The organism is Curtobacterium sp. MCSS17_015, assembly GCF_003234265.2.
Classification (GTDB): domain Bacteria; phylum Actinomycetota; class Actinomycetes; order Actinomycetales; family Microbacteriaceae; genus Curtobacterium.
Map to the genome: position 1 here is coordinate 2,754,872 of NZ_CP126256.1, position 24,768 is coordinate 2,779,639.

Annotated in this window: 25 protein-coding genes; 10 read left to right on the forward strand and 15 right to left on the reverse strand. The window is 71.2% G+C overall.

Going from position 1 to position 24,768, the window contains the following annotated elements; translation table 11 throughout:
- Positions 1–2: 2 nt before the first annotated feature.
- Both DEJ18_RS13205 and DEJ18_RS13210 read right to left on the reverse strand, forming a co-directional pair.
- Positions 3–1,940 (reverse strand): ABC transporter permease, encoded by a 1,938-nt coding sequence (locus tag DEJ18_RS13205; RefSeq protein ID WP_111210484.1) that lies wholly within the window; start codon positions 1,938–1,940, stop codon positions 3–5.
- Complete coding sequence (locus tag DEJ18_RS13210; RefSeq protein WP_111210483.1) at positions 1,937–2,701, reverse strand: ABC transporter ATP-binding protein; 765 nt, start codon at positions 2,699–2,701, stop codon at positions 1,937–1,939. The genes DEJ18_RS13205 and DEJ18_RS13210 overlap by 4 nt, the downstream gene beginning before the upstream one ends.
- Before the next feature lie 203 nt (positions 2,702–2,904).
- Between DEJ18_RS13210 and DEJ18_RS13215 the strand changes: the two genes are divergently transcribed.
- The gene (locus DEJ18_RS13215) at positions 2,905–3,582 is read left to right on the forward strand and encodes an NUDIX hydrolase (protein ID WP_502866248.1); all 678 of its coding nucleotides are present in this window, start codon (positions 2,905–2,907) and stop codon (positions 3,580–3,582) included.
- A gap of 120 nt (positions 3,583–3,702) precedes the next feature.
- Here DEJ18_RS13215 and DEJ18_RS13220 read toward each other — a convergent pair whose 3' ends face one another.
- The 4 genes from DEJ18_RS13220 to DEJ18_RS13235 are packed head-to-tail and all read right to left on the reverse strand — an operon-like array spanning position 3,703 to position 7,259.
- Positions 3,703–5,085, reverse strand: a complete 1,383-nt coding sequence (locus DEJ18_RS13220) for a GH1 family beta-glucosidase (RefSeq protein WP_181434206.1) — start codon at positions 5,083–5,085, stop codon at positions 3,703–3,705.
- 2 nt (positions 5,086–5,087) lie between these two features.
- Complete coding sequence (locus DEJ18_RS13225; protein WP_111210481.1) at positions 5,088–5,450, reverse strand: tautomerase family protein; 363 nt, start codon at positions 5,448–5,450, stop codon at positions 5,088–5,090.
- Between the two features lie 52 nt (positions 5,451–5,502).
- The gene (locus tag DEJ18_RS13230; protein WP_111210480.1) at positions 5,503–6,459 is read right to left on the reverse strand and encodes an aldo/keto reductase; all 957 of its coding nucleotides are present in this window, start codon (positions 6,457–6,459) and stop codon (positions 5,503–5,505) included.
- Positions 6,456–7,259 (reverse strand): VOC family protein, encoded by an 804-nt coding sequence (locus DEJ18_RS13235; RefSeq protein WP_111210479.1) that lies wholly within the window; start codon positions 7,257–7,259, stop codon positions 6,456–6,458. The genes DEJ18_RS13230 and DEJ18_RS13235 overlap by 4 nt, the downstream gene beginning before the upstream one ends.
- A gap of 249 nt (positions 7,260–7,508) precedes the next feature.
- Here DEJ18_RS13235 and DEJ18_RS13240 point away from each other — a divergent pair, with 249 nt between their 5' ends.
- From DEJ18_RS13240 to DEJ18_RS13260, 5 genes are all read left to right on the forward strand, one after another.
- Positions 7,509–8,885: an ABC transporter substrate-binding protein gene (locus DEJ18_RS13240; protein WP_111210478.1), complete on the forward strand. Its 1,377-nt coding sequence runs from the start codon at positions 7,509–7,511 to the stop codon at positions 8,883–8,885.
- Between the two features lie 31 nt (positions 8,886–8,916).
- A complete protein-coding gene (locus DEJ18_RS13245) occupies positions 8,917–9,900 on the forward strand; it encodes a carbohydrate ABC transporter permease (protein ID WP_111210477.1) in 984 nt (327 codons plus the stop codon).
- Positions 9,893–10,681, forward strand: a complete 789-nt coding sequence (locus DEJ18_RS13250) for a carbohydrate ABC transporter permease (RefSeq protein WP_110911029.1) — start codon at positions 9,893–9,895, stop codon at positions 10,679–10,681. The genes DEJ18_RS13245 and DEJ18_RS13250 overlap by 8 nt, the downstream gene beginning before the upstream one ends.
- Before the next feature lie 105 nt (positions 10,682–10,786).
- On the forward strand, positions 10,787–11,581 hold the full coding sequence (locus tag DEJ18_RS13255) for a substrate-binding domain-containing protein (RefSeq protein ID WP_111210476.1): 795 nt from the start codon (positions 10,787–10,789) through the stop codon (positions 11,579–11,581).
- On the forward strand, positions 11,578–12,792 hold the full coding sequence (locus tag DEJ18_RS13260; protein ID WP_258376921.1) for an ROK family transcriptional regulator: 1,215 nt from the start codon (positions 11,578–11,580) through the stop codon (positions 12,790–12,792). The genes DEJ18_RS13255 and DEJ18_RS13260 overlap by 4 nt, the downstream gene beginning before the upstream one ends.
- A gap of 79 nt (positions 12,793–12,871) precedes the next feature.
- Here the strand turns inward: DEJ18_RS13260 and DEJ18_RS13265 are convergent, their stop codons facing one another.
- From DEJ18_RS13265 to DEJ18_RS13285, 5 genes are all read right to left on the reverse strand, one after another.
- Positions 12,872–13,414 (reverse strand): hypothetical protein, encoded by a 543-nt coding sequence (locus tag DEJ18_RS13265; protein ID WP_111210475.1) that lies wholly within the window; start codon positions 13,412–13,414, stop codon positions 12,872–12,874.
- A 251-nt stretch (positions 13,415–13,665) separates the two neighbouring features.
- Complete coding sequence (locus DEJ18_RS13270) at positions 13,666–14,484, reverse strand: SDR family NAD(P)-dependent oxidoreductase (RefSeq protein ID WP_111210474.1); 819 nt, start codon at positions 14,482–14,484, stop codon at positions 13,666–13,668.
- A gap of 88 nt (positions 14,485–14,572) precedes the next feature.
- Positions 14,573–16,123: an MFS transporter gene (locus DEJ18_RS13275; protein ID WP_111210473.1), complete on the reverse strand. Its 1,551-nt coding sequence runs from the start codon at positions 16,121–16,123 to the stop codon at positions 14,573–14,575.
- 192 nt (positions 16,124–16,315) lie between these two features.
- Positions 16,316–17,077, reverse strand: coding sequence for a hypothetical protein (locus tag DEJ18_RS13280; RefSeq protein ID WP_146241550.1), 762 nt, complete (start codon positions 17,075–17,077; stop codon positions 16,316–16,318).
- Positions 17,067–17,606, reverse strand: coding sequence for an RNA polymerase sigma factor (locus DEJ18_RS13285; protein WP_111210471.1), 540 nt, complete (start codon positions 17,604–17,606; stop codon positions 17,067–17,069). Before DEJ18_RS13285 ends, DEJ18_RS13280 begins: the two co-directional genes overlap by 11 nt.
- Before the next feature lie 285 nt (positions 17,607–17,891).
- Here DEJ18_RS13285 and DEJ18_RS13290 point away from each other — a divergent pair, with 285 nt between their 5' ends.
- The gene (locus DEJ18_RS13290; RefSeq protein ID WP_111210470.1) at positions 17,892–18,275 is read left to right on the forward strand and encodes a hypothetical protein; all 384 of its coding nucleotides are present in this window, start codon (positions 17,892–17,894) and stop codon (positions 18,273–18,275) included.
- Positions 18,272–18,652, forward strand: a complete 381-nt coding sequence (locus DEJ18_RS13295) for a hypothetical protein (protein ID WP_111210469.1) — start codon at positions 18,272–18,274, stop codon at positions 18,650–18,652. The genes DEJ18_RS13290 and DEJ18_RS13295 overlap by 4 nt, the downstream gene beginning before the upstream one ends.
- A gap of 111 nt (positions 18,653–18,763) precedes the next feature.
- On the opposite strand, the gene DEJ18_RS13300 is transcribed toward DEJ18_RS13295, so the two are convergent.
- A complete protein-coding gene (locus DEJ18_RS13300; RefSeq protein WP_111210468.1) occupies positions 18,764–20,200 on the reverse strand; it encodes an MATE family efflux transporter in 1,437 nt (478 codons plus the stop codon).
- 273 nt (positions 20,201–20,473) lie between these two features.
- The gene (locus DEJ18_RS13305) at positions 20,474–20,911 is read right to left on the reverse strand and encodes a MarR family winged helix-turn-helix transcriptional regulator (RefSeq protein WP_220034319.1); all 438 of its coding nucleotides are present in this window, start codon (positions 20,909–20,911) and stop codon (positions 20,474–20,476) included.
- Between the two features lie 181 nt (positions 20,912–21,092).
- On the opposite strand from DEJ18_RS13305, the gene DEJ18_RS13310 reads away from it, so the two are divergent.
- Positions 21,093–22,196, forward strand: coding sequence for an SDR family oxidoreductase (locus tag DEJ18_RS13310; RefSeq protein WP_111210467.1), 1,104 nt, complete (start codon positions 21,093–21,095; stop codon positions 22,194–22,196).
- Between the two features lie 22 nt (positions 22,197–22,218).
- Here the strand turns inward: DEJ18_RS13310 and DEJ18_RS13315 are convergent, their stop codons facing one another.
- Positions 22,219–22,479, reverse strand: coding sequence for a hypothetical protein (locus DEJ18_RS13315; RefSeq protein WP_111210466.1), 261 nt, complete (start codon positions 22,477–22,479; stop codon positions 22,219–22,221).
- A 220-nt stretch (positions 22,480–22,699) separates the two neighbouring features.
- Positions 22,700–23,641, reverse strand: coding sequence for a LysR family transcriptional regulator (locus DEJ18_RS13320; RefSeq protein ID WP_111210465.1), 942 nt, complete (start codon positions 23,639–23,641; stop codon positions 22,700–22,702).
- Between the two features lie 120 nt (positions 23,642–23,761).
- Here DEJ18_RS13320 and DEJ18_RS13325 point away from each other — a divergent pair, with 120 nt between their 5' ends.
- Positions 23,762–24,748, forward strand: coding sequence for a putative oxygenase MesX (locus DEJ18_RS13325; protein WP_111210464.1), 987 nt, complete (start codon positions 23,762–23,764; stop codon positions 24,746–24,748).
- Positions 24,749–24,768: the final 20 nt, after the last annotated feature.

Here is a 24,768-nt window from a genome sequence, read left to right on the forward strand (position 1 = left end):
GCCTATCCTCGCGCTGCCAGGAGCGTCGCGGGGCCCTGACGCGTCGCGACCGCCGCCGCCACGAGCCCGGCCGCCCCCGTCAGGACGAGTCCGCCGCCGCTCGCCACGACGACGAGGAGCCACGGCACGTGCAGCACCGCTGCTCCCGTGGCCTGGGCCGTCCCGGCGAGCACGGCCGCCGCGGTCATCGCGGTCGCGACGAGCGCCAGCCCGACCGCCGAGCCGGCGACGAGGACGGTCTCGAGTGTCGCCGCGGCCAGGACCTGTCCGCGCGTCATCCCGCTCGCGCGGGCCACCGCGAAGGCCCGGCGTCGGCCGGAGGTCGCGATCGCGACGGCGTTGAGGACACCGATCACCGCGTAGAGCGCTCCGACCGCCATCACGACGAGCAGGACGCGGGTGTTCTGGTCGAGGCCGGCTGCCCCGGCGTCCGCCGCCCAGGCGTCGGTCTCCGCCACCGTCCCGATGCGGGCGAGGGCGGCGGTGACGGCCTCGCGGTCCGCGCCCTGGTCGAGGACGACGAACGTGGTCGCGGGGCTGTCGGCCAGGACGTCCGCCGGCACCAGGTCCCGGGGGACGACGATCCCGACCTGCCCGGCGCTCCCGGCCGCGACGGGGAGGCCGAACCGGACCGCCCCGAGGGCACGGTCACCGATGGCCACGGTCCCGGCTCGTCCGAGACCGAGTCCGGTCGCACCGGGGCCGGGGGCCGCGGACCGACCGCCGAGGTCCTGCATCGCGGCGCCCGCACCGGGGTGTGCCGCCGCGAACCCCTCGGGGTCGACCACGAGGGCCTCCGTCGTGACGGCGAGCGGCGTCCCCGCGAGTTCCTCGGACATCCCCGGGACGGCCGGCCCGGACGGCTGGACCCGCACGGGGACGGCCCACTCGGTGGACGCGGCCGCGACCCCGGGCACCGAAGTCGGGTCCGCGGTGAACGCGCCGGTCGTCTGCAGCACGAGGTCCGCGTCCGTGCCCCGCGCGATCTGGGCGGTCGCGGCGTCCGAGAAGGACAGCATCGCGATCGGCTGGCTCAGCACCAGGGCCAGCAGCACGACGAGCGGGGCGGCGGTGGAGGCCGATCGCGTCCGGGCGTCGCGGAGTTCCGCGACGGCCAACGACCCGATCGCCGAACGCGGACGCGGGAGGACGGCCGCCACGAGCGGCACGAGCACCGGGGCGGTCATCGTGATCGCGAGTGCGCCGGTGATGCCGGCGGACATCGCCATCGCCTGCGCGCCGGCGAGCCCACCCACGGGTGCGAGGACGACCAGGGCGACCGTCGCCACGGCGAGCACGAGCCCACCGATCCACCGCGATCGGGTCATCGGTCGTGCCGCGGCGCCGGTCTCCCGCACCGCGTCGAGCGGGTCGACCCGGGCGGCTCGCCGAGCGGCGACCGCGACCCCGGCAGATGCGAGGCCGATCCCGACGGCGAGGGACGCGGGGACGATCCACACGTACCAGACCGGGGAGAAGCCCGACGGCACGAAACCGGCAGTCACGAGCATGCGCGTCTCCACCGCCATCAATGCGATGCCGACCGGGATGCCGAGCGCGGCCCCGACGAGGCCGAGGACGACGGCCTCGCCACGCAGGATCCGTCGTACCTGCCCGACCTCGGCTCCGACGATGCGCAGCAGGGCGAGGTCCCGTCGACGCTCGGTGACGGAGAAGGCGAAGGTCGACGCGATGATGGACACCGCGAGGAAGGCGGCGAACCCGAGGGTGACGGAGACGACGGTGACCGCGACGATCCTGCTGCCGTCGGACCGGGCCTGGGTGAGCGCGCCGGCGTCGGCCGCCGGCTGCATGCCGAGCACGGACAGCAGGAGCAGCAGCGACGCCTGCACGAGCCCGACGCCGAGGGCGACGGTGACGATCGCGCCGACGTACGTCTGCCAGCGCTCCCGGAACCCGCTCAGTGCGATGCGGTTCATCGTCCCGTCTCCAGGCTGACGAGGCGGTTCGCGATCGTGGCGGCGTCGGCGCCGGTGAGTGCGTCGACGAGCTGGCCGTCGCGGAGGAACACGGTGGAGTCGGCGGCGGCCGCGGCAGCCGGGTCGTGGGTGACCATGAGGATGGTCTGCCCGGCGTCGGTCATCTCGCGCATCATCGCCAGGACCACGCGGGCGGCGGTGGAGTCGAGCGCCCCGGTCGGCTCGTCGGCGAACAGGACCTCGGGTGCGGTGATCATCGCGCGGGCGATCGCGACGCGCTGTTGCTGCCCGCCGGAGAGCTCCCGTGGCCGGTGTCCCACCCGGTCGCCCAGGCCGACGCGGCTGAGGGCGTCGCGGATCATCTGTCGGGACGGGTGGCGACCCGCGAGTTCGAGCGGCAGCGCGACGTTCTGCTCCGCGGTCAGCGACGCGATGAGGTTGAATGCCTGGAAGACGAACCCGATGCGGTTGCGGCGCAGCAGCGTGCGCTCGTGGTCCCTGGCGTCGGTGATGTCCGTCCCGCCGAGCACGACGCGGCCGGAGTCGACGTGGTCGAGGCCCGCGGCGATCTGCAGGAGGGTCGACTTCCCGGAGCCGGACGGACCCATGATCGCGGTCCAGGAGCCGGTGGGGAGTTCGAGGGTGACGTCGCGGAGCGCGGTCACGCTCGCGTCACCGGAGCCGTGGGTCCGGGTGACGCCGAGGAGTGCCAACGCCGTGTCGTGGTGGACGAGGGTCTGGGTCGTGGTGGTCGTTGTCATGCCTCGATCACAGCCGTCCCGACGCTCGCGGAACAGCGTGCGGACCCGGCGACGCCCCCCTGGCCAGCCAGGGGGTGCCGTGACCGCCCGGACCCGTCGACGCTCTCCGCACAGCGCGGGCCGGCTCGGACACCGCCCGGTGCCTAGGCTGATCTGATGACCTCGCCCTGCACGTCCTCCGTCTCCGTCGCTCCGAGGGCGCTGTGAGCGCGCGGGGACAGCTCGCGGCGGCCGTCGCACCCGGCACGGCGCCCCTCGTCACCGGGATGCCCGCGGCCCCGTCCCCACGGCGGGCGGCGGTGCTCATGCTGTTCGGCACGCTCGACCGCGTCCCGAGTGCGCGTCCCGCTCGAGCCGATGACGTCTCGCGGGACCTCGACGTGCTCCTGCTCGCCCGTGCCGCCACCCTGCGCTCACACGCCGGCGAGGTGGCGTTCCCGGGCGGCCGGGTCGACCCCGGCGACGTCGACGCCGTCGCTGCCGCCCTCCGGGAGGCCCGTGAGGAAACCGGCCTGGACGTCACGGGCGTCGACGTGCTCGGTGCTGCCGCACCGGTGCCGCTCGCCCACTCGCGGCACCTGGTCACCCCGGTGCTCGGGTGGTGGCGTACGCCGTCGCCGGTCAGGGTCGTGGACGAGGCGGAGTCGGCAGCCGTCTTCCGGGCACCGGTCGCCGATCTGCTCGACCCGGCGAACCGCGGCGTCACGGTGTTCCACCGCGACGGCAGGGAGTGGCGCGGTCCGGCCTTCACGGTCCGCACCGGGTCCGGCTCGCACGTCGTCTGGGGCTTCACCGCGACGCTGCTCGACGGCCTGTTCGACCGGGTCGGGTGGACCGAGCCATGGGACCACGAGCGGGTGGTGGCGATCCCGGGGCGGTGAGCGCGTCGGGCCGTCGACAGCACGACGGACGGGAGGCGCGGTGCCAGCCGGCACCGCGCCTCCCGTCCGTCATCGCCGTCCCCGTCGGGCTGCGGCGCGGACGGCTCGCGTGACCGCGGATCAGTCCGCGTCGCGGAGGAACGCCGCGAGCCAGTGCCCGCTCTGCTTCACGGTCCGCTGCTGCGTCTCGTAGTCCACATGCACGATGCCGAACCGCCGTGAGTAGCCCCAGGCCCACTCCCAGTTGTCCATCAACGACCACGCGAAGTACCCGCGCAACGGCAACCCGGCGTCAACGGCCGCTGCGCACGCTCCGAGGTGTGCGCGGAGGTACGCCGTCCGGTCGGGGTCGACGACCTCCCCCTCCGGCCCGACGTGGTCCGGGTCGGGGTACGCCGACCCGTTCTCCGTGATGTACAGCGGCAGTTCCGGCGCCAGGTCGTGCGCCTGCCGCAGGACGTCGACCATGCCGTCCGGGTGGACCTCCCAGTCCATCCCGGTCACCGCTGCCCCGGTCCGCACGAACCGCACCCGCTCGCTGCCGGGGTAGGCGCTCGGCTCCGTGGTGCCAGCTTCGTCGACGTCGGCCGGCGCCGCCACCGTGTGCCGGCTGTAGTAGTTGATGCCGAGGAAGTCGATCGGCGCGGCGATCCGCTGCAGGTCCTCCGCCGTGGCGTGCTCGGCGAACCACGACGTCTGCCCGAGGTCCTCGAGCACGTCGGCCGGGTAGCTCCCCCGTAACACCGGGTCGAGGAAGAAGCGGTTGCTCAGGCCGTCGATCCGGCGTGCGGCGTCGCGGTCCTCGGCGGAGTCCGACGCCGGACGCACCGAGTACAGGTTCAGCGTCGTGCCGACTCGGGCCTCGGGCCGCGTCGCCCGGACCGCCTCCAGCGCCAGTCCGTGCCCGAGCAGGAGGTGGTGTGCCGCCTGCGCGGACCGGGCTCCCTCGTGCCGCCCCGGTGCGTGCACCCCGCTGGCGTAGCCGAGGAACGACGAACACCAGGGCTCGTTCAGGGTGATCCAGTCGGTGACCACGTCGCCGAGCTGCTCGGTCACGAGCGCTGCGTACTCGGCGAAGCGTGCGGCGGTGTCCCGTTCGAGCCACCCTCCGCGGTCCTCGAGCGCCTGCGGGAGGTCCCAGTGGTACAGCGTCGCCCACGGGGTGATGCCCCGCTCCAGGAGCCCCTCGGCGAGCCGCCGGTAGAAGTCGATGCCGGCGGTGTTCACCGGACCGGTGCCGTCGGCCTGGATGCGCGGCCAGGCGATCGAGAACCGGTACGCGTCGAAGCCGAGGTCGGCGATGAGCGACACGTCCTCCGGCATCCGGCGGTAGTGGTCGTCCGCCGGGTCACCGGTGGACCCGTCGGCGATCGCGCCCGGCACCCGGGCGAAGGTGTCCCAGATGCTCGCGCCGCGGCCGTCCGCCTGCGTCGCCCCCTCGATCTGGTACGAGGCGGTCGCGGCGCCGAGGACGAAGTCGGCGGGCAGGTCGCTGCGACGCATGGTCACTGGACCGCGGACGGGGCGAGCCAGTCGCCGTCGCCGTTCTCGTGGATCGCGATGAGGACGTTGTCGCGCTTGATGCCGAGCGCGGCGAGGCGGTCGACGACGAGGGCGGCGCCGCGCTGCTTCACCTCGGGCGAGTACCCGGTGTAGGCGAGAATCTCGATGAAGACGATGTCGGTCCGGTCCGCCTCGGGGAAGGTGCGGCTGTAGAACAGGTCACCGGGTTCGTGCAGCTGGAAGACCTGGAACAGGTCGTCGGCGGGCATCCCCCAGCCGTCGGCCAGGGCGGAGTTGATCGCCTCGCTCATCTGCGGTCGGAGGTCAGCGAGAGGGGTGTGCATGTCGATGCGGACGAGTGGCATGTGGGCCTCGGTTTCGTTGGGTCGGTGGTGGCCTGGCGGCCGGTCTGGAGGCTCAGCGCGCGTCCGGCGCGTCGAGCCAGTTGTCGGAGGTGGGGACCAGGTCCTCGAGGGACGCCCAGAACGCGTCCGGCAGGTCCAGGTCGGCGGCGTCGAGGGTCGGCCGGATGCGTTCCGGCCTGCTGATCCCGACGATCGTGCTGGCGAAGCGCGGGTCGCGGGTCGAGAAGCGCAGCGCCGCTGCGGCGAGCGTCGTCCCGGCGTCACGGCAGAGTTCTCGCATCGCCGTGATCGCCCGCAGGGTCGCGGGCGGCGCCGGGCGGTACCCGTAGGACGTCGTCCGCCCGGTCTCGTCGGCGAGGATCCCGCCGCCGAGCACGGCGGCGTTGACGACGCCGACGCCGAGTTCCGCGGCCCGGTCGAGGAGCGGTCCGGCGCTCCGGTCCACGACCGTCCAGCGGTTGTGGACGAGCAGGACCTCGAACACCCCGAGGTCGAGCCAGCGGCGCATCTCGTGCACGTTCCCACCGGCGAGACCGACGTGCTCGACCTCGCCCCGCTCCCGTGCGGCCACGAGAGCCTCGAGCGCTCCGCCGGGGCCGGACAGCGCACCGAAGTCGTGGAACTCCGGGTCGTGCAGGTGCACCAGGGGCAGCGGGGTGATCCCGAGGCGCTCGATGCTCTCGGCGATCGACCGGCGGACGCGGTCGCCGCTGTAGTCACCGTCCCGCGCGTCCACCTTCGTGATGACCGTGACGTCGTCGGGGACACCGCCGAACTCGGCGATCGCGCGACCGATGCGGGCTTCGCTCCGGCCGTCCGAGTACCCGTTGGCCGTGTCGATCGTCCGGATGCCGCTGCGGAGCACCGCGCCGACGAGCGCGACCGCGTCCGCCTCGGCGACCTCGTGCCCGAAGTTCTCGGGCATGCTGCCCAGCGGGGCCCCGCCCAGGGTGACCGGACTGACGAGCAGCCCCGTGCTGCCGAGGGGTCGGAGGAGACCGGCGCTCATGCCGAGGCGATGATGAACGGCAGGCCGTCCGGATCCGTGCGGACGTCCTGGCCGAGCAGGGTGCCGACGGCGAGGGCGACGCTGCCGCCGCCTGCTCCTGCCGTGGGGGCCGACTCGGTCCCGGTCGCACCGAAGGCCACGGCGGCGAACCCGAGGGCATCGAGTTGCGGCGTCCGCTCCTGCTTCTCCGCACGGTCGTAGGTGAAGACCTCGAGCGAGCTGTCACCGGCTCGGAGGAAGGTGATCTCGAAGCCCCGGTCGTCACTCGGCTGGTGGATGCCCGCCATGCGGACGTAGCCGAGCTCGGCGAAGAACTCGGTCGTACGGTCGATGTCCGCGACGGTCTCGGCCACGTGGTCGAAACGCGGCCGGTCCGGTTCGCCGAGACCCCAGTCCCGGTCCACGGCCTGCTGGTCGTGGACCTCGTGGTACTGCAACGGACCTTCGACGAGCTCGAGGAGCGTTCCGTCGGGGTCGAAGAAGAACGTGATGCGCACGCCACCTTCGGCGTTGATCGGCTCGAGGTGGAACGGGACGCCGGCGTCGTGCAACGCGCTGACGCGGGCGTCGAGGTCGGCGACCTTGAAGCCCACGTGCCGGAAGCCGCGCTGCAGGTCGTCGCCGATCCACGTGGACTCCGCCGGCGCGTCGACGCGGGTGAGCACGAAGCGCGCTGTGACGAGGTCGAGTTCGGCCGCGTCGGGCGAGGACGAGATGACGGTCGCGCCGAGGTGACGCGTGTAGAACTCCGCGGACTGCGCGACGTCGCGCACGTTGAGGAGGACGGATTCGATGGCCACGGAAGGGTCCTTTCGTCGGTGAAGCGGGTGCCTTCGTGCCAGGCGGGGGCAACGCTAGTGCCGTCATGAACACTGCGCAACTAAGTCGCGGTACCCGACGATGAAGAGCGCGCACTGGCCTCAATGCCGCTCTGCGCGAGTTCGTGACAAATAGGTTCGAACTCTTGCGCGGGCGGAGCGTCGTCCGTAGGCTCGCCGCCGAACGGGCACACAGGTGCACCCCCAGCACAACGACGTGAAGGAAGAACAATGAAGCGAACGCGGATCCTGACCGCCGCGGCCCTCGCCGCGACCGCCGCTCTGCTCATCACCAGCTGCTCCGGGTCCCCCGGGAACGCCGGGGAGGACGTCAAGCCAGCGAAGAAGGGCTCGGTGACGTGGTGGGGGTGGACGCCGGACACCCCCGTGGCCGAGCGGTACATCGAGGCCTTCAACGAGCAGTACCCCGACATCGAGGTCAACTACAAGAACTTCGAGAACGTCGACTACCGGAACACGATCACGCCGGCGCTCGACTCCGGCAAGGGCCCGGACGTCTTCGACCTCTCGCCGGCCGGCGGGTCGCCTGACCTGTGGGGGCCGTACGCGCTCGACCTCAGCTCGCTCGCGAAGAGCACGCTCGGCGCCGGGTGGAAGGACGACATCGGCGGTGACTACGTCGAGCAGCTGACCAGCTCGGACGGACGGTTCGTCTCACTGCCGCTGGGCGGGATGTCAGCCGGGTTCCTCTGGTACAACCAGGACGTCCTCGACGAGGCCGGCGCGGATGTCCCCACCGACTACCCGTCGTGGGTGGACACCTGCGAGAAGGTCACCGCGATCGGCAAGACCTGCTTCACGATGGGCGCCGGCGGCAGCGACACGTTCCCGACGGACATGTACCACGCGATCGCGAACTCGGTCGCCCCCGGGTGGTTCATCAAGGCCGCGACCGGCAAGGCGAAGTGGAACGACGAGAACGGCATCGAGGTCCTCCGGATCATCGAGAAGATGCAGGACGACGGGATCATCCCCGCGGACGCCCTGGACGGCCCGCAGTACCCCCTCGCGAACAACGAGTTCATGAAGGGTGACGCGGCCATGGTCCAGATGGGCTTCTGGTACACGCAGTACGCCGGAGCCGACTCGTGCAAGGCCGCGATGGAGGCCGCCGGCGTCAGCAATCCGAAGTGCTTCGTGCAGCTGCCGACGCCCTTCCCGGACGTCGCCGGGAAGGGCAACGGTTCCGCGTACTTCAGCGAGGCGGACTACGGGATCGCGATCAACTCGGCGTCCGAGCACATCGGGGCCGCGAAGACGTTCGTGTCCTGGATGACCCTCCACGAGCAGGGTCAGCAGAACGTGGCCAACGCGATCGACCTCCTGCCCGCGGTCAAGGGCGTCAGCCCCGACTGGGACTCCATCCAGCTCGTGGACGAGTCCGTCCAGCGTCCGGCGATCGAGAAGCTCATCGAGGACAGCAGCGAGGCGAGCGAATCCCGCCAGTGGCAGGCCACCGAGAAGTCGCTCGACGCGATCGTCGTCGCGACGCAGCAGGTGCTCGACCCGTCGGTGGACAAGTCGATCCAGGACATCGCCGACGACCAGCAAGCGGCGTCGGTCGCCAGCAAGGTCGGCACGAAGTGAGCCGGGTCCACCGCAGCGGGACGGCGCGATCGTGATCGACACCTCCTCGTCCGTCCGGCCCGGCGTCCGCGCCGGTCGGACGCCGGGGGCGGGACGCCCACGGCGCCGACGCCCCCTCGTCCTGCCCGGCGGACTCCGCTGGATCCTGCCCGGCTTCGTCATCTCGGTCGGTCTGATCTACTACAGCATCGTCTACTCGGGCTACCTCTCCTTCTTCGACTGGCCCGGCGGCCGCGCACTGATGACCCCGATCGGCTTCGGCAACTACGTCCAGGCATTGCAGGACCCCGTGCTGTGGGGCGCGTTGCGGAACACGCTCGTCTACTTCATCGTCGTGTTCGCGGTACAGGTCGTCGGCGGGACGCTCTTCGCAGCCGCGATGCACTCGTCGATCCGCTTCGCCAACGTCTACAAGGTGCTCGTGGTCATCCCCGTGGTGGTCGCGCCGGCCACCCTCGCGCCGGCGCAGCTGCAGGTCTGGCAGAGCGACGGCACCGTCAACCACGTCCTCGGATGGCTCGGACTCTCCGGGCTCGAGCAGTCGTGGGTCGGTCAATCGACCACGTCCCTGGTCGTCGTCGTCCTCGTCGGCTGCTGGGGCGCGGTGGGGTACGGCTTCATCCTGCTCTACGCGGGGATGGCGCAGGTCGACCCGGAGCTCGTCGAGGCCGGTCGGCTGGACGGTGCGGGGAACCTCCGCGTCCTCTTCTCGATCGTCATGCCGAGCCTCCGACCCGTGATCGTGTCCCTCGCCATCCTCAACTTCATCACCGCCTTGAAGTTGTTCGACAACCCCTGGCTCATCACGCAGGGCGGACCGGCGCACTCGTCGGAGTTCCTCGGCACGATGATCTACGCCGAGACCGCGAGCAGCGACCGGAACCTCGGGTTCGCCTCCGCCCTGTCGATCCTCGTCCTCGTGATCGCCGTCGCGGTGTCCGTCCTCATGCAGATGCGCGGACGCGAACGCGTCGCGCGACCCACGCGACGTCACAAGGAGACCTCCGGTGTTTGAGACCCGTTCCCGACGATCCAGGATCGTCCTCCAACTCGTCCTGACGCTCGCCGTCGTGCCGTTCGTGGTGCCCCTCATCGCGATGCTGCAGACGAGCTTCGAAGGCGCCGGCTGGCGGAACTACCTCGCCGTCGTGCAGGTCCCCGGCTTCCCGAAGTTCTTCCTCAACACGATCGTCATCGCCGCCGCGTCGATGGTGATCGTCTACCTCGCCACCCTCATGGCGGCGTTCGGCTTCTCGAAGTTGCGGGTCCGTGGCAAGGAGGTCTACTTCTGGCTGATGATGGCGGCGCTCACGCTGCCCGAGGTCGTCCTGATCGCTCCGCTCTACACGACGGCGGTACGGCTCGGGCTGCTGGGCACGTACTGGTCGGTGATCCTGCCGATCGCCGCGCTGCAGATCCCGTTCACCGTGCTCATCGCCCGCGGGTACGTCGACGGGATCCCGGACGCACTGTTCGAGGCGGCGCGGATCGACGGTGCGAGCACCTGGCGCGTGTTCTGGTCCATCCTCGTCCCGCTGTCCCGACCGATGGCGGTGGCGCTGATGATGCTGGTGCTCATCTACGCCTGGAACTCGTACCTGCTGCCGAAGGTCTTCCTCATCGACGACGGGCTGGGGGTGGTCACGCAGCTGCCCGAGTTCTTCCGACGGCAGTACAACGACGACACCCCGAAGATCCTCGCCGCGTCGGTGATCACCGCGATCCCGACGATCGTCGCCTACATCGCGCTCCAGCGGCAGTTCGAACGCGGGATGGCGGCCGGTGCACTCAAGTAGGCGCACCCGCGTGCACCTCGAGCCGCTGCACGATCCGGCAGACTGCTGTCCTGCGGCGCCGTCCCCGGTGCCCACGCATCGGACCGGACGCCGGGAGGGACCCGCATGAGCGACCAGGGAGCCTCCATCGGGCTCGTCATCCGACAGGGTCACGACCGTGACCCGGTGGCCGGAGCGGTCGTCCGCGCCGTCGCCGGCCCGCTCGTCGCCGCCGGCAAGCGCTTCGTGACCCGGTCCGTGGCGGACGAGGACGCCGAGCTGCGGGTCTACCGCCTCTGGGCGCGGGCCGGAGGGGTCGCCGGCGTGATCCTGCTCGAGGTGTCGCGCGACGACCCGAGACCGGCGCTCCTCCGGCAGATCGACATGCCCTTCGTGGCGCTCGCCCCGTCGACGCTCCCGGTGGACTTCCCGGCGGTGGCCGTCGACCGCGGGGCGTCGTCCGCGGCGCTCGCGGCGTACCTCGACGGCTACCCCGCCGAGCGCCGTGTGTCCGTGACGGGGACGGCACCAGCCGAACCGTTCGGGGACGAACTCGGACCGGACGACACCGTCACCGAGGTCGTCCGGACGGACGACGTGGTCGGGACCTGCCTCCGGATCGGGGCAGAGGCCGACGGGAGTGGTCGGACGGTCCTCGTCGTCGACGGCGACCACGACGCGGTCGCGGTGCTCACCGGTCTCCGGGACGCGGGCCTCCGCGTGCCGGAGGACGTCGCGCTCGTCTGCCGGAGCGACTCGCTCGTCTGTCAGAGTGCGAGTCTCCCGATCACCGCGATCGACCGCCGAGGGAGGGAGATCGGGGCCGTGCTCGGTGAGGCAGCCGTGCGGGCCGTCGATCACTCGGTCCTGCCGGCGGTCGCGATGCCCGCTCCGGTCGTCGTGCCCCGGGAGACGACGTGACCGGCCGGCGGCTCGGGCCGTCCTCGGCGGCCACCCGGAGCGCCGTGCTCGACATGGTGCGCTCGGGCCGGACCGTCACACGCGCAGAACTCGCAGCACGGTCCGGCCTGACGCCGACGTCCATCACGCGCATCGTGAAGACCCTCCTGGACGAGGGACTCGTCGTGGAGGTCGGTTTCCTCGACTCGACCGGCGGCAAACGGAGCAGCCTCCTCGAGCTCAACACCACCGGACGGTTCGCCGTCGGGGTGTCCCTCGACGCCGGCCGACTGACCTACGTGGTCACGGACCTGGCCGGTGCGGTCGTCGGACGTCTGGTGTCACCCGGCATCGAGCAGGACGCGCCCGGTGAGGACGTCGTGCGCATCGCCCGCGAACTCGGGCAACTGCTCGTGCAACTGGACATCCCCCTCGAGTCCGTCGTCGGCGTCGGGGTCGCCGGAGCCGGCCTCGACCTCGGTGCCGGAGCGGAACGGCACTCCCTCACCGCGACGGAGTGGGAGTCCTTCGCCTTGCCCGAGGCGCTCGAGCCCCGCATCGGTCTCCCCGTGGTCCGTGACAACGACGCCGCGTGTGCCGCCCTCGGTCAGTACTGGGCCGGGCGGGTTCCGTCCACGCAGGACTTCGCGACGCTCTACATGTCGAACGGCTTCGGTCTCGGCATCATGGTCGGCGGCAGCATCGCGCGGGGAGCGTCGTCGAACGTGGGCGAGATCGGTCACACGATCGTCGACATCGACGGGCCGGAGTGCTGGTGCGGCGCGCACGGGTGCCTCGAGATGCTCGCGGCACCGCGGGCCGTCGTCGCCGCAGCGGACGCTGACCTCGCCGCGCGCCTCGGCCTGTCGGGCGATGCTCAGCGTTTCCGCGTCGACTTCGACCGCATCGCCCAGGCTGCCGCGCAGGGTGACGCCGACTGCCACGCCCTGATCCAGCGGTCAGCGCGCTACCTCGCTGCAGCAGCGCTGTCGGTCGTGAACATCCTCGACCTCGACCGCATCGTGCTCGCTGGCCCCGGCTTCGCGGAGGCCGGCGCGATCTACGCCCGGGAGATCCGACAGCAGGTCGAGCGGTTCGCCCGCACCCGGGGCATCCACGGGGTCCTCGTCGAACTCGCCGACCCCGGACTCGACGCCGCCGCGGGCGGCGCTGCGAGTCTGGCCCTGCAACACGCACTCACACCGCACGCGGTCCGGTCCGGCGGCTGGTAGCCCCGTCGACCGCATGACGGACGGGAGGCGCGGCACCCGCTGGCACCGCGCCTCCCGTCCGGTCGTCAGGCCGTGCCGGTCAGCGACGCCACTTGTCGAGCATGCCGGCCTTCGAGCGCTGCTGCTCGCCCTGCTCCGCACCCATCACGAGCAGCACTCCGGTGAGCACCGGGGTCGCCCACTGCAGGATCTTCTGCTGCCGCTGGGCCGCCTTGAGGGTGTCCGACGCGTCGGCGTTCGGCTCGGTGGTGCCCTCGGCGCCCTCGCGGGCGTGCTCGGCCATCTTCTTGCCGACCGAGGCCGACCAGAAGGTCGTGACGAGGGCCGCACCGGTCAGCACGAGCTTGATGCCCGTGTTCGTGCGGGCGCCCTGCTGCACGCCGAGGCGGTCGCGGTTGGCGACGATGAGGCCGATGCCGCCGATGCCGTGCACCGCGAGCGCGGCGAGCTGCACCGGTGCCCACTTGCCCCAGCCGACGCTCGACAGGGTGAGGCGCTCGACGGGGTCCTTCGCGCCGGCGGCGGCGCCGTTCAGGCCGGTGGCACCCATGAGGTTGCCACCGAACCAGGCGGCGAGGCCGAGGTCGTGCATGCTGCGGATGAAGGTGTTGTTCTGGGACATGGGGGTCGCTTCCTGGTCGCTGGCGCTGGCGCGGTGGTCGGCCGCGCGGGGGCGGGCAGCAGCGCGAGGCCGTACCCGCGGCGGGATCCGGGTGCAGATCGCGTTCCGGGTCGCTCCGTCGTGTGCTCGGGACGTTACGCGTCGGCGGTCCGGTGTCGGCTCAGGTCCGCGGCGTGCGTGGCCGGGTCACGACGGACGGGAGGCACGGTGCCGGTCGGCACAGTGCCTCCCGTCGGGACCGACACGGCCGATCAGACGCCGTGGGCCGCCTCGGCGACGGGCTGCCACTCGCGCCACGTCGCGAGGCGCGACTCGTAGTCCCGCTCCGCGATGCCGAGCGGGGCCTTGCCGAAGAACACCCGGAGCGGGGGCTGCTCGGCGTCGACGACCTTCAGGATCGCGGCCCGCGTGGCCTCCGGCTTGCCCGGGTCGGCCGCCGAGGGGCGCTTCGACGCGGCCTCGCGGACCTCGGCGTAGGCCGGGTTCTCCTCGCTGTGCTTCGAGGACGGGCCGGACCAGTCGGTGGAGAACCCGCCGGGCTCGATGAGGGTGACCGAGATGCCGAAGCCCGCGACCTCCTGGGCGAGCGACTGCGACAGGCCCTCGAGTGCCCACTTCGACGCGTGGTAGGCGCCGACCGTCGGGAACGCGCTGATGCCGCCGATGCTCGACACCTGGATGACGTGCCCGGAGCCCTGCTCGCGCATGATCGGCAGTGCCGCCTGGGTGACCCACACGGCGCCGAACAGGTTGGTCTCGAGCTGGGCGCGGAGCTCGTCCTCGCTGAGCTCCTCGACCATGCCGAAGTGGCCGAAGCCGGCGTTGTTGACGACGACGTCGAGCGACCCGAAGTGCTCCGCGGCACGGGCGACGGCATCGCGGTCGGCGGTCCGGTCGGTCACGTCGAGCCGGAGCGCGAGGAACGTGTCCGGGTACCGGTCGACGAGGTCCTGCACGTCGTCGACGTCGCGGGCCGTGCCGGTGACGGAGTCGCCGCGTTCGAGTGCTGCTTCCGCCCACTCGCGGCCGAAGCCCTTGGATGCTCCGGTGATGAACCAGCTCTTGCTCATGTGTCCTCCAGTCGTGTGACCGGGCCAGTCAACGCCGTGGCCGATCGGTGCGCGTCGATGTCCGGATCCGCGTGCAGTGTGCGCGGCGTCAGACCGACACCTCGGTGCCGTGTCGCTTCCCGACGACCACGTCGACGATCCCGGCGACCAGCGCCACCGCGACGAACCCGAGTGACACCGCGAGGCCGAGCGGCAGGCCCTGCGCGTAGTCGCCGCGCGAATCGGCGAGCGTGGAGTAGAACACGCTGCCCACCGCTGCGATCCCGATCGCCGAGCCGACGCGGGCGCCGACCTGGATCAGCCCGCCCGCCGATCCGCCCTGCTCGACCGGCACCTCGGAGAGCGTGAGGGTCTGGTTCGGCGAGATGGTGAGCCCGGACCCGATGCCGGCGACGAGCAGCGGCAGGACGAGCCACCACCCCAGGTCCGACTCGAAGTGGTTCGCGACCACCCAGACGACCGCACCGAGCCCGATGAGGACGAGGATCGTCCCGATGACGATGAGCTGCCGACCGAAGCGGTGCACGACGCGGCCGCCGACGGTCGAGGCGATGCCCGAACCGATGGCGAACGGGATCGACGCCAGTCCGGCCATCAGCGCGGAGTAGTGCAGGCCGGACTGCAGCGCGAGCGTCAGGACGAAGAACAGCGGGGTGAAGCCGGCGAAGTACACCGTCGCCAGACCGACGCCGAGCGAGAACGACCGGCGGCGGAACAGCCGCAGGTCGACCACGGGCTCCTTCGTCCGCCCGTAGTGCCGCTCCCACAGGACGAACAGCACGCCGAACACGACGGCGACGACGATGAGCCACCACTTCGCGTTCCCCTTCCACTCCTGCGACTGCACGAACGGCAGCAGCAGGGCGACCACGGCGGCGCCGAGGAGCACGATGCCGACGGGGTCGAAGTCGTGCTTCTTCCCCCGCTCGTCCCGTTTCGGTGCGGGCAGGTACCGGAAGGCCAGGAGGATCGTGACGAGTCCGACGGGCAGGTTCACGAAGAAGACGAACCGCCAGCCGTTCTCGGTGCCGAACGCCGTGATGAGCAGACCGCCGATCAGGGGGCCGATCGCGGTCGCGATGCCGACGGTGGCGCCGAAGAGGCCGAACGCGGTGCCGCGCTCCTTGCCGCGGAACAGCTGCTGGATGAGCGCGGTGACCTGCGGCGTGAGCAGGCCGCCGGCCAGGCCCTGCAACAGACGGGCGACGACCAGGACGATGCCGTTCGGTGCGAAGCCGCAGAGGGCGCTCGCCAGGGTGAACAGGCCGACCCCGATGACGAACATCCGACGTCGGCCGGTGGCGTCACCGAGTCGTCCACCGGGCACGAGCAGCAGGCCGAAGGACAGCGCGTACCCGGACAGGATCCACTGGACCGCCTCGGGCGTGGTGCCGGGCAGCCCCGTCGAGATGGACTGCAGCGCGACGTTGACGATCGAGACGTCGAGCAGGACGATGCCCCCGCCGAGCAGGCAGATGACGAGCGCCTTCCAGCGGTTCGGGTCCGGCTGGTCGCCGGAGCTGCGGTCGTCGGTCTGCGCGGGCTTCGACGGATCGGCGGGCGCAGCGTGGTGAGCCGTGTGGTGGGCGACGGACGGAGCCGCATCGGGCTCGGCGGGTCTGCGGTGTTCGGCTGTCATGACGCCCTCACGGTAGGCGCGTCACGGTGCGGGGTCCGCGGCGAGGACGTTTCCTGTCCACACCCCGGCGCTGTCACAGCCGTCCGTGAACGAGCGCTCAGCCCCGCCGGTGTGACGACGGGCGGGAAGCGCCCCCCAATTGCCGCTTCCCGCCCGTCGTCGGTCTCGTGTCGGGTCGACGTCGCCGGACCGCTACCCCCAGATCTGCTGCTGGATCGCCGGGAGCAGGCCGTTGGTGGGGAAGTTCGTCTGCCGGATGAGTACCCAGGTCGACCCCTCGGAGTAATAGGTGAACGTGGTGTCGACGGGGTAGTTCTGGTCCGCCATCGTCATCCGGCACAACCGACCAGCACCGCTGTCCGAGCAGGCGTACCCGCTCCGCACGAGGAGGCTCTCGTAGTCCACGGTCTCCTGGGCAGGGCCCGACCCGAGGTTGACGCCGAGCCCGGTGACGTCCGCTCGCGGATCTCGCCAGATGCACGAGAGGTCGACGGCCGGTCCGTCCCCGTCGCTGCCCGCCTCGCTGCCTGCGGGGTCCGTCAGGGGTGTTGTGCCGAACAGGCGGTCGTACTCCGATGCCGGCACGAGGGCACGGCAGTCCGTCGGCAGCGTGCCCGCCCTCGCCGTCGGTGTCGGCGTGGGTGTCGGTGTCGGGACGGGATCCGGGACCTCCTGAACGGGTGCCGCTGCCGGCGGGCTGGGCATCGCCGGTCTGGTGGGGCTGGGCGACGGCGCGGGGGCCGAGGCCGTGAAGGGCTGCGGGATCATCCCGAGGGCGACAGCGCCGCTCGTGGCGCCGAGGCCGAGCATCGCGATCACGCCGATCGCGATGCCGGCACGTCGGCCGCGACGGCGAGGTGCGGGGCGACGGTCCTCGGCGCGGTCGAGGACGGTCTGCTTCATCGAGACGAGCATCCGCTGCAGGTCGTCTCCGGTGGGGGGCTCAGTGTTCATCGTGCATCACCGCCTTCTTCAGTCGTGCGCGCGAGCGGGAGACCCGCTGGGTGACCGCCCCGACGCTGAGGCCGAGGATCTGCGCGGCCTCGGCGTAGGAGTGGCCCTCGAGCAGGCACAGCTCGCAGATGCGGCGGTCCGTGGGTGCCAGTGCCGCGATCTCGTCCCGCACCCAGCGCAGGCGTTCCCGGGCCTCATCGGCACCCGGACGTGCCGCGAGTTCCTCGGGGAGTTCGTCACCGCGGTTCTTCGCCGAGCGCCGGGCCTGGTTCCGGGCGTGGTTGCGGCACACCACGAGCAACCACGGCAGCAGTGCACTCGTGGCCAGGTCGAGCCCGGCAGCCTTCTGCCAGAGCGTCAGGAACGTGTCCTGCACGAGTTCCTCGACGTCCTGCCGACTGCCGGCCTGTGCCCACGCGTACCGGGTCAGGGTCGGCGCGAACCGGTCGAACGCGTCGGCCAGCGCCGTCCGGTCCCCGCTCGCGAGCCGACGAGTCAGTGCTGCGTCGGCTTCGGTGTCCTCATCCACTCATGTCCCCTCTCACATCAGAAGTGTCCGGGGCGGCGCGATCCTGACGAGCAGTTCCGAGCTCCGGCGTGTCAGTGCCGTCACGCTGGTGCTGCCGAGGTTGCTGTTCGGTCTCGTTTCGACGGACCGCGGCCGATCCGCGAGCGCTGCACCGCAGAGTGAGGTGCATGGACACCTGGGACATCGGCGACACCGTCGGACTCATCGGCCGGAGCTTCCTCTGGATGGCCGCAGTGACCGTCCCTGTCGGCACGGCGGCCGTCCCCGCGATCGTCGCCGTCACCAGTGGCACCGCTCCCGACGCTCTCTCATGGGTGGTGGAGCCTCCTGTTCGTCGTCGTCACCGACGCGCTGGCTCTCCTCGGCGCCGTCCTGTCCGCGCCGTTCACGCACCTGCTCGGCCGGGCACTGCAGCGGGTGCGCTCCCGCGCGGTCCACACGGCAGCACACGCGGCACTGGCCGGTGTGCTCGGCGCGGTGACGTCGTCGCTCGCCATGGCGTGGTGGATGTCGGGCGCCGACCCATCGCTCTCCCTCGGCATCGCGATCGCTGCCGGAGCCGCTGCAGCGATCGCGACGTGGCGTCGGATCGGGCCGTCCCGGGACCGTTCCGTCGACGACGACACCGAGGCCCTCGCCGACGCGCACGCGATGGTGGTCGACCGATGACAACAGGTACGGACACGCATCGGACGCAACTCGACGTCGGCGCGCTGATCGCGATCCTCCTGGTCGTCGCATGGTGTGCCGTGCTCGTCACCACCGGCGCGCTCGGCCCGCAGCGGGACACCCCGCCGTCCCCGTTCGACCACGCCGGCGGACAGCTGTCGACAGCAGCAGCCGGCGCCAGCGCGACCCTGCAGGCCCTCGTGTTGATCAGCTCGCTGCCCGTCTCCGTCGTCGCACTGTGGATCTCGGTGCGGTCGCTGCGGAGGTGGAGGCAGCCGGTGACGGCCGTCGTCGCGACCAGCGTCTCGAGCCTCGCGACCCTGGTCGGCATCGGTCTCGCGTGGATCGGGTTCGGGACGTTCGTCTTCTCCTCGTGACGTCTGCGTCCCGTTCGCGCCCCGCGCCAGCGGCGGCCCTGGCGGCCGCACCCGCGCCTCCCGGCCGCACCCGCGCCTCCGGCCGCGCCGCGCCTCCCGGCAGAGCACCCGTCACACGGTTGCCTGCTCCACCGCCGCTTCCGCACGCTCCTCGCTGCCCGCCGCCAGCCCGCGGTCGATCCGGCCGCGCGACGCCAGCCAGATGCCGACCCCGGCCAGGAAGACCAGGACCTCGGTGAGCGTCAGCGCCCAGATGATCCCCGCGAGCCCGAACCAGAGGTCGCCGAGCAGGACGATCGGGATGAACAGGATCCCCTGCGCCATCGACAGCGCGATCGCCGGGGTGGCGAGCCCCGCAGCCTGGAACAGCGACGTGAACAGCCCGGTGAACCCGTTGACGACGGTCGCGACGAGCTGCGCCACCAGGATCGTCAGGCCGATGGCCAGCACCGAGTGGTCGGACGAGAAGACCGTGAAGACCTGCTCGCGGAACACGAAGACCGTGCCCGAGAACACCAGCACGATCGCACCGACCGTCAGCGCGGAGGCCCGCAACGCCGAGCGCAGGCGCTCCCGGTCCCCCTTGCCGAACGCGTAGGCCAGCAGCGGCAGCACGCCGATCGTGACGCCCATGACGAGGAACTCCGGCACCTGGGCGATCCGGACCGCCACGCCCATCGCAGCGAGGGGGTCGTCGCCGTACTGCGCCGCCAGGTTGTTGAGCACGAGGGTCGTGACGATGAGGAACCCGGCCTGCAGTAACTCGCTGACGCCGATGCCGAACACGGGCTTCAGGACCGCTGGGCGGAGCGTGAACCAGCGGAGCGACAGGCTGACGTTCTCGCTGTGCTTCCCGAGCCACCGCGCCCAGTAGACGATGCTGACCAGGTTCGCCAGACCGACCGCGAGCGCGGCTCCGGCGACGCCCCACGGCAGCACGAGGATGAACAGCACGTCGAAGACGAGGTTCCCGACGGTCGACAGGACCAGGCCGGTCATCGCCTGGCGTGCGGCCCCCTCCGCGCGGACCATCTGCTCCAGGCAGAACGCGGCGGCGAGCACGGGCACGAACGCGAGCATGACGCTGACGTAGGCGCTCGTCGCCGGCACGGCTGCGGCGTCCGCCCCGAGCAGGCCGACGAGCGGCCGGAGGAACAGCAGACCGAGGCCGCCGAGCACGATGCCGGTGACGACCGACCCCCACACCGCGAAGGAGGCGACGTGCTTGATCTCGTCGGCCTTCCCCTGGTCGTGTTCCGAGGCACCCAGCAGGCGTGACATCAGCGAGCTGCCGCCGACGCCGAACACCCCGCCGACGGCCATGACCAGGCCGAGCAGCGGTGTGCCGAGGGTGATCGCGGCCAGGAGCGCCGTGTCGTGCTGCGAGCCGATGAAGCCCGCGTTGATGACGTTGTAGAGGGCGCTGACGACCATCGCGGCGGCCATCGGCACGCAGAGGTGCACGAGGGCTCGGGCGATCGGGGCGGCGGAGAGGTACCAGCGGTTCTTCCCCGCTGCGGTGTCCGTGGGTTGTGTGGTGCTGCTCATGACTGTCCCCTTCCGGGCAGGACGGAGCGCGCGACGGCGGGAGCCGTCACGGCATGGCGGAGCGCGCGACGGCGGGTGCCGTCACGGCATGGCGGAGCGCGCGACGGCGGGTGCCGTCACGGCATGGCGGAGCGCGCGACGGCGGGTGCCGTCACGGCATGGCGGAGCGCGCGACGGCGGGTGCCGTCACGGCATGGCGGAGCGCGCGACGGCGGGTGCCGTCGCGCGGGCAGGCTCGCGCCTCCGGCGGTCGGCCGGGAGGCTCGGGTGCGGTTACCGGGTGGGTTCCGGCAGCTCGGCGGTCACCCTGAGGAGGAGGTCGCGGAGCGTGGCGCGCTCGTCCGGACCGAGCGGGGCGAGCAGGCGGTCGTCGAGGGCGAGCATCGCGTCCTCGAACCCGGCGATCAGGTCGATGCCGGCGGGTGTGGCGTACACGAGCTTCGTCCGGGCGTTGCCGGCGTCAGCGCGTCGTTCGATGAGGCCCCGTTTCTCGAGCCCCTGCAGGAGGCTCGACACGCTGGCCGCACTGGTCCGGGTCATCTCGGCGATGTCGCGCTGGATGGCTCCCGGGTTCTGCTGCAGGTAGCCGAGCACGAAGCTCTGCTCGTGCGTGAGCTCCCGCTCCCGCACCCATTCGTCGGCGGCCTTGCGCTGGGCCCACCCGATCCAGCGCATGAGCTGGAGGGGCGTGTCGAAGTGCGGTGCCTGCATGATCAGAACCCTAAGTGTTCGGGTTCTAACTGTCAACGTCATGTGGCAGCTCGCGAGGAGTCGGTGCCGGAGCGAGCCTCCCGTCTTGTCGTTCCTGGGCTCCGGTCGGGGTCGGCGGGGCAGGATCGGCACCGGCGTGGCAGCGGCTGCGCCGCGATCGCGACCCGACAGGAGCAGCACCATGGACGACGGTTCCACCGCACCCGAGACGCCCGCCGACGGCAGTGACGCGGTCCTCGTCGTCGGAGCAGGTGGTGTCGTCGGCCGGAGCGTCGTGGAGCACTTCGCCCGCAACGGTGTCCGCACCCGCGGTGCCAGTCGCCGTGCTCCGCAGGGCTCCGTGTCCGACTGGGACCACCTGCCCGTCGACCTGTCGGACGCCGAAGCAGCGGTCGACGGACTCCGCCCGGCTGCCGACACGACGCGGCTCGCGTTCGCCGCCTACGTGGAGAAGGCCGAGCTCGCCGAGCAGATCGCGCCGAACGTCGCGCTCCTCGAGAACACGCTCGACGCCCTCGACCGGCTCGACGCTCCCCTCCGCCACGTCACCCTGTACCAGGGGATGAAGTACTACGGCGCGCACCTCGGCCGCTTCAAGACGCCGGCGAAGGAGGACGACCCGCGGCTCATGGTCCCGAACTTCTACTACGACCAGGAGGACCTGCTCCGCGAGCGCGCAGCGTCCCGGGGCTTCGCGCTGACCGTGCTCCGCCCCGAGGCGGTGATCGGGTACGCGCAAGGCACGCCCATGAACCTGCTCATGGCGATCGGGACGTACGTGAGCATGACGAAGGAACTCGGCCTGCCGCTGCGGTTCCCCGGCGCCCGCACCACGTACGACGGCATCTTCTACCAGATGACGGACGCCGAACTCCTCGCTCGCGCGACCGATTGGGCGGGCACGACCCCCGCTGCGGCCGGGGAGGCCTTCAACGTCACGAACGGTGACGTGGTGCGCTGGAGCCACCTGTTCGAGCGCCTGGCTGACCACTACGACCTCGACCTCGCCGAACCCCAGTCGATGGAACTCGCCCAGGTCATGCCCTCCGGCGAGGACCTGTGGCAGCGGATGGTGGAGCGGCACGGACTCGTCGCCACCCCGTACGCCGACCTCGTCGACTGGCGATTCGCGGACATGATCCTGAACTCGACGTGGGACAACGTCTCCTCGCTGATCAAGATCCGCCAGGCCGGCTTCGCGGAGTGCCACGACTCGGCCGACCGGCTCGTGGAGCTCCTCGACGACCTCGGCCGGCGGCGGATCCTGCCGGTGCCGGCCGCATAGTGCGCCCCTCACCTCGGTACAGCTAGGTCGCCGCTGCCGGGCTCGGAGCGTCGATGGCGAGTTTGACACCGATCGTACCGAGGAGCGTCCCCGTGACCCACTTCTGCCACCGCAACCAGACGGGTCTGCGCTGGAGGAACACCGCGATCGAGCCGGCCGCGAGGAGGATCGCACCGTTCACCGCGACACCGACGACGATCTGGAGCGCACCGCGTGCACACGGGCACGGTGATCCGCGTTCGCCACCGCCGCTGATCCGACCCACCGAGTTCGAGTGCCCCACTGCCTACAGGCGTGGGCTGCCGGACGATCTGGGACCCGAGAACTGATCGCGGTGTGATCGGGAAGGACCGCGACGTGATGTGGGCCGCAGGCACCGCCCCCAGGAGCACGGCCAGACGCTGCTCTGAGATCGACACGGAGGCGCGACCCGCCTGACGAAGGCGGATCGCGCCTCCAGGCTGGTCACCGCACACGCGGCCGGCGCGCGCGAGGTCTCCGACTCACCGGAGCGGCTCCACCCCGTAGCTGACGACAACCGCGCGCAGCTCGTCCAGGTACGTCTGCGCCTGGACGGTGAGCGGTACCGAGGCGTGCGCGATCCACCCGATCTCGATGCGCTCGTCGACGTCGAGCGGGATGGCCACGATCTCGGGGTCGAGGTCGTCGCTGATGAGTCCCGTCGAGATCGTGTACCCGCCGAGGCCGATCATGAGGTTGAAGATCGTCGCCCGGTCCGAGACGCGGATCTCCCGCTTGCTCGACATCGTCGACAAGATCTCCTCCGCCAGGTAGAAGGAGTTGTTCGCGCCCTGGTCGAACGTGAGCCGAGGGAGGTCAGCGAGGTCGTCGAGGGTCGCACGCTCCCGTGATGCGAGCGGGTTCCGCCGGGCCACGAAGATGTGCGGCTTCGCGACGAACAGCGGCGTGAACACGACTCCGGCGTCCCGCATGAGCTTCCCGAGCACCTGCCGGTTGAAGTCGTTGCGGTAGAGGATTCCGAGCTCACTCCGCAGCGTCCGGACGTCCTCGATGATGTCCCAGGTGCGGGTCTCGCGCAGCGAGAACTCGTACCCCTCGGCGTCGGCTCCCTCGACCATCCGGACGAAGGCCTCCACGGCGAACGAGTAGTGCTGGGCGGACACCCCGAGCAGACGGCGCGACGGCTGACCCCCGACGTACCGCTGCTCGAGGAGGGAGACCTGCTCGACGACCTGCCGGGCGTACCCGAGGAACTCGACCCCGTCGGCGGTGAGGACGACCCCGCGCGCCGAGCGGGTGAACAACGGGCGGCCGATCCGCGTCTCGAGGTCCTTCATCGCCGCGGAGAGCGTCGGTTGCGAGATGTAGAGCAGGTCGGCGGCGGCGCTGATCGACCCCTCCGACGCAACCTCGATGAAGTAGCGGAGCTGCTGGAGGGTGATGTCGTTCGGGACCCGTGCCATAGGCGCAGGCTATATCGCCCCATAGCGTCTCGGTATTACCTGATGACTGGCGCCTCCCGTCATGATCGAGGGATCCCTTCCCCAGTGCCCCCGGGCCACACAGCGTACGGATGGCAGAACATGGCGAACGAGCCCACCTTCAGCATCACGAGGACCCGGTTCGACGAGGACTACACGCCGTCGGACAGCTCGCGGCTGACCACCAACTTCGCCAACCTCGCCCGCGGGGAGCACCGTCAGCAGAACCTCCGCAACGCGCTCGCCCTGATCGACACGCGGTGCAACGACCTCGCCGGTTCTCCGGAGACCGACCGCTACCGCGTCGAGCTCGACATCGTCTCGGTCACCGTGCACTTCGAGGACGCGGGGGTCGCCGAGTCGTTCCCCCTGATCGAGGTGCTCGACGTCACGATCCTCGACCAGCTCACGGGCGAGCGGCACCAGGGCATCCTCGGCAACAACTTCTCGTCGTACCTCCGCGACTACGACTTCGCGGTGCTGCTGCCGTCCCTCGACACGAGCGCGGGCATCCCGGACGACTTCGGGCAGCTCCACGGAGATCTCTTCCAGCGCTTCCTCGCGTCTTCCGCGTTCACGGATCACTTCACCGCGGAGCCCGTCGTCTGCATCAGCGTCTCCACGAGCCAGACCTACCGACAGACGGAGTACGTCCACCCGGTCCTCGGCGCCGAGTACGCGCACGAGCACTCCTCGCTCACGGATGACTACTTCGGGAAGATGGGCATGCAGGTCCGCTACTTCATGCCTCCGGGCGCGAAGGCACCGCTCGCCTTCTACACGCCCGGCGACCTCACGGGCGACTACACGGACCTCCAGCTCACCGGCACGATCGCCACCATGGAGACGTTCCAGAAGATCTACCGTCCGGAGATCTACAACGCGGACACCGTCGCTCCGAGCACGTTCCGGCCGAGCCTCGACCAGACGGACTGGACCTCGACCGGCATCGCCTACGACCGCGAGGAGCGCAGCCGCCTCGGCGTCACGCAGGGCCGCTACACCGAGGAGCATCTCGTGCAGCCGCACCGCGCGCTCCTCGAGAGCTGGGCTGCCGGCCGTTCCGCCCTCTCCACCCTCTCCCACTGACCGACTGGACCTCCACGCGC

Excerpts from the sequence above, each read along its gene's own strand:
- DEJ18_RS13220 (WP_181434206.1), bottom strand. The coding sequence starts at position 5,085 with ATGCGTCGCAGCGACCTGCCCGCCGACTTCGTCCTCGGCGCCGCGACC.
- DEJ18_RS13300 (WP_111210468.1), bottom strand. The coding sequence starts at position 20,200 with ATGAGCAGCACCACACAACCCACGGACACCGCAGCGGGGAAGAACCGC.
- DEJ18_RS13320 (WP_111210465.1), bottom strand. The coding sequence starts at position 23,641 with ATGGCACGGGTCCCGAACGACATCACCCTCCAGCAGCTCCGCTACTTC.
- DEJ18_RS13240 (WP_111210478.1), top strand. The coding sequence starts at position 7,509 with ATGAAGCGAACGCGGATCCTGACCGCCGCGGCCCTCGCCGCGACCGCC.
- DEJ18_RS13325 (WP_111210464.1), top strand. The coding sequence starts at position 23,762 with ATGGCGAACGAGCCCACCTTCAGCATCACGAGGACCCGGTTCGACGAG.
- DEJ18_RS13280 (WP_146241550.1), bottom strand. The coding sequence starts at position 17,077 with ATGAACACTGAGCCCCCCACCGGAGACGACCTGCAGCGGATGCTCGTC.
- DEJ18_RS13310 (WP_111210467.1), top strand. The coding sequence starts at position 21,093 with ATGGACGACGGTTCCACCGCACCCGAGACGCCCGCCGACGGCAGTGAC.
- DEJ18_RS13210 (WP_111210483.1), bottom strand. The coding sequence starts at position 2,701 with ATGACAACGACCACCACGACCCAGACCCTCGTCCACCACGACACGGCG.
- DEJ18_RS13230 (WP_111210480.1), bottom strand. The coding sequence starts at position 6,459 with ATGAGCGCCGGTCTCCTCCGACCCCTCGGCAGCACGGGGCTGCTCGTC.
- DEJ18_RS13305 (WP_220034319.1), bottom strand. The coding sequence starts at position 20,911 with ATGCAGGCACCGCACTTCGACACGCCCCTCCAGCTCATGCGCTGGATC.
- DEJ18_RS13275 (WP_111210473.1), bottom strand. The coding sequence starts at position 16,123 with ATGACAGCCGAACACCGCAGACCCGCCGAGCCCGATGCGGCTCCGTCC.
- DEJ18_RS13265 (WP_111210475.1), bottom strand. The coding sequence starts at position 13,414 with ATGTCCCAGAACAACACCTTCATCCGCAGCATGCACGACCTCGGCCTC.
- DEJ18_RS13295 (WP_111210469.1), top strand. The coding sequence starts at position 18,272 with ATGACAACAGGTACGGACACGCATCGGACGCAACTCGACGTCGGCGCG.
- DEJ18_RS13205 (WP_111210484.1), bottom strand. The coding sequence starts at position 1,940 with ATGAACCGCATCGCACTGAGCGGGTTCCGGGAGCGCTGGCAGACGTAC.
- DEJ18_RS13255 (WP_111210476.1), top strand. The coding sequence starts at position 10,787 with ATGAGCGACCAGGGAGCCTCCATCGGGCTCGTCATCCGACAGGGTCAC.
- DEJ18_RS13225 (WP_111210481.1), bottom strand. The coding sequence starts at position 5,450 with ATGCCACTCGTCCGCATCGACATGCACACCCCTCTCGCTGACCTCCGA.
- DEJ18_RS13270 (WP_111210474.1), bottom strand. The coding sequence starts at position 14,484 with ATGAGCAAGAGCTGGTTCATCACCGGAGCATCCAAGGGCTTCGGCCGC.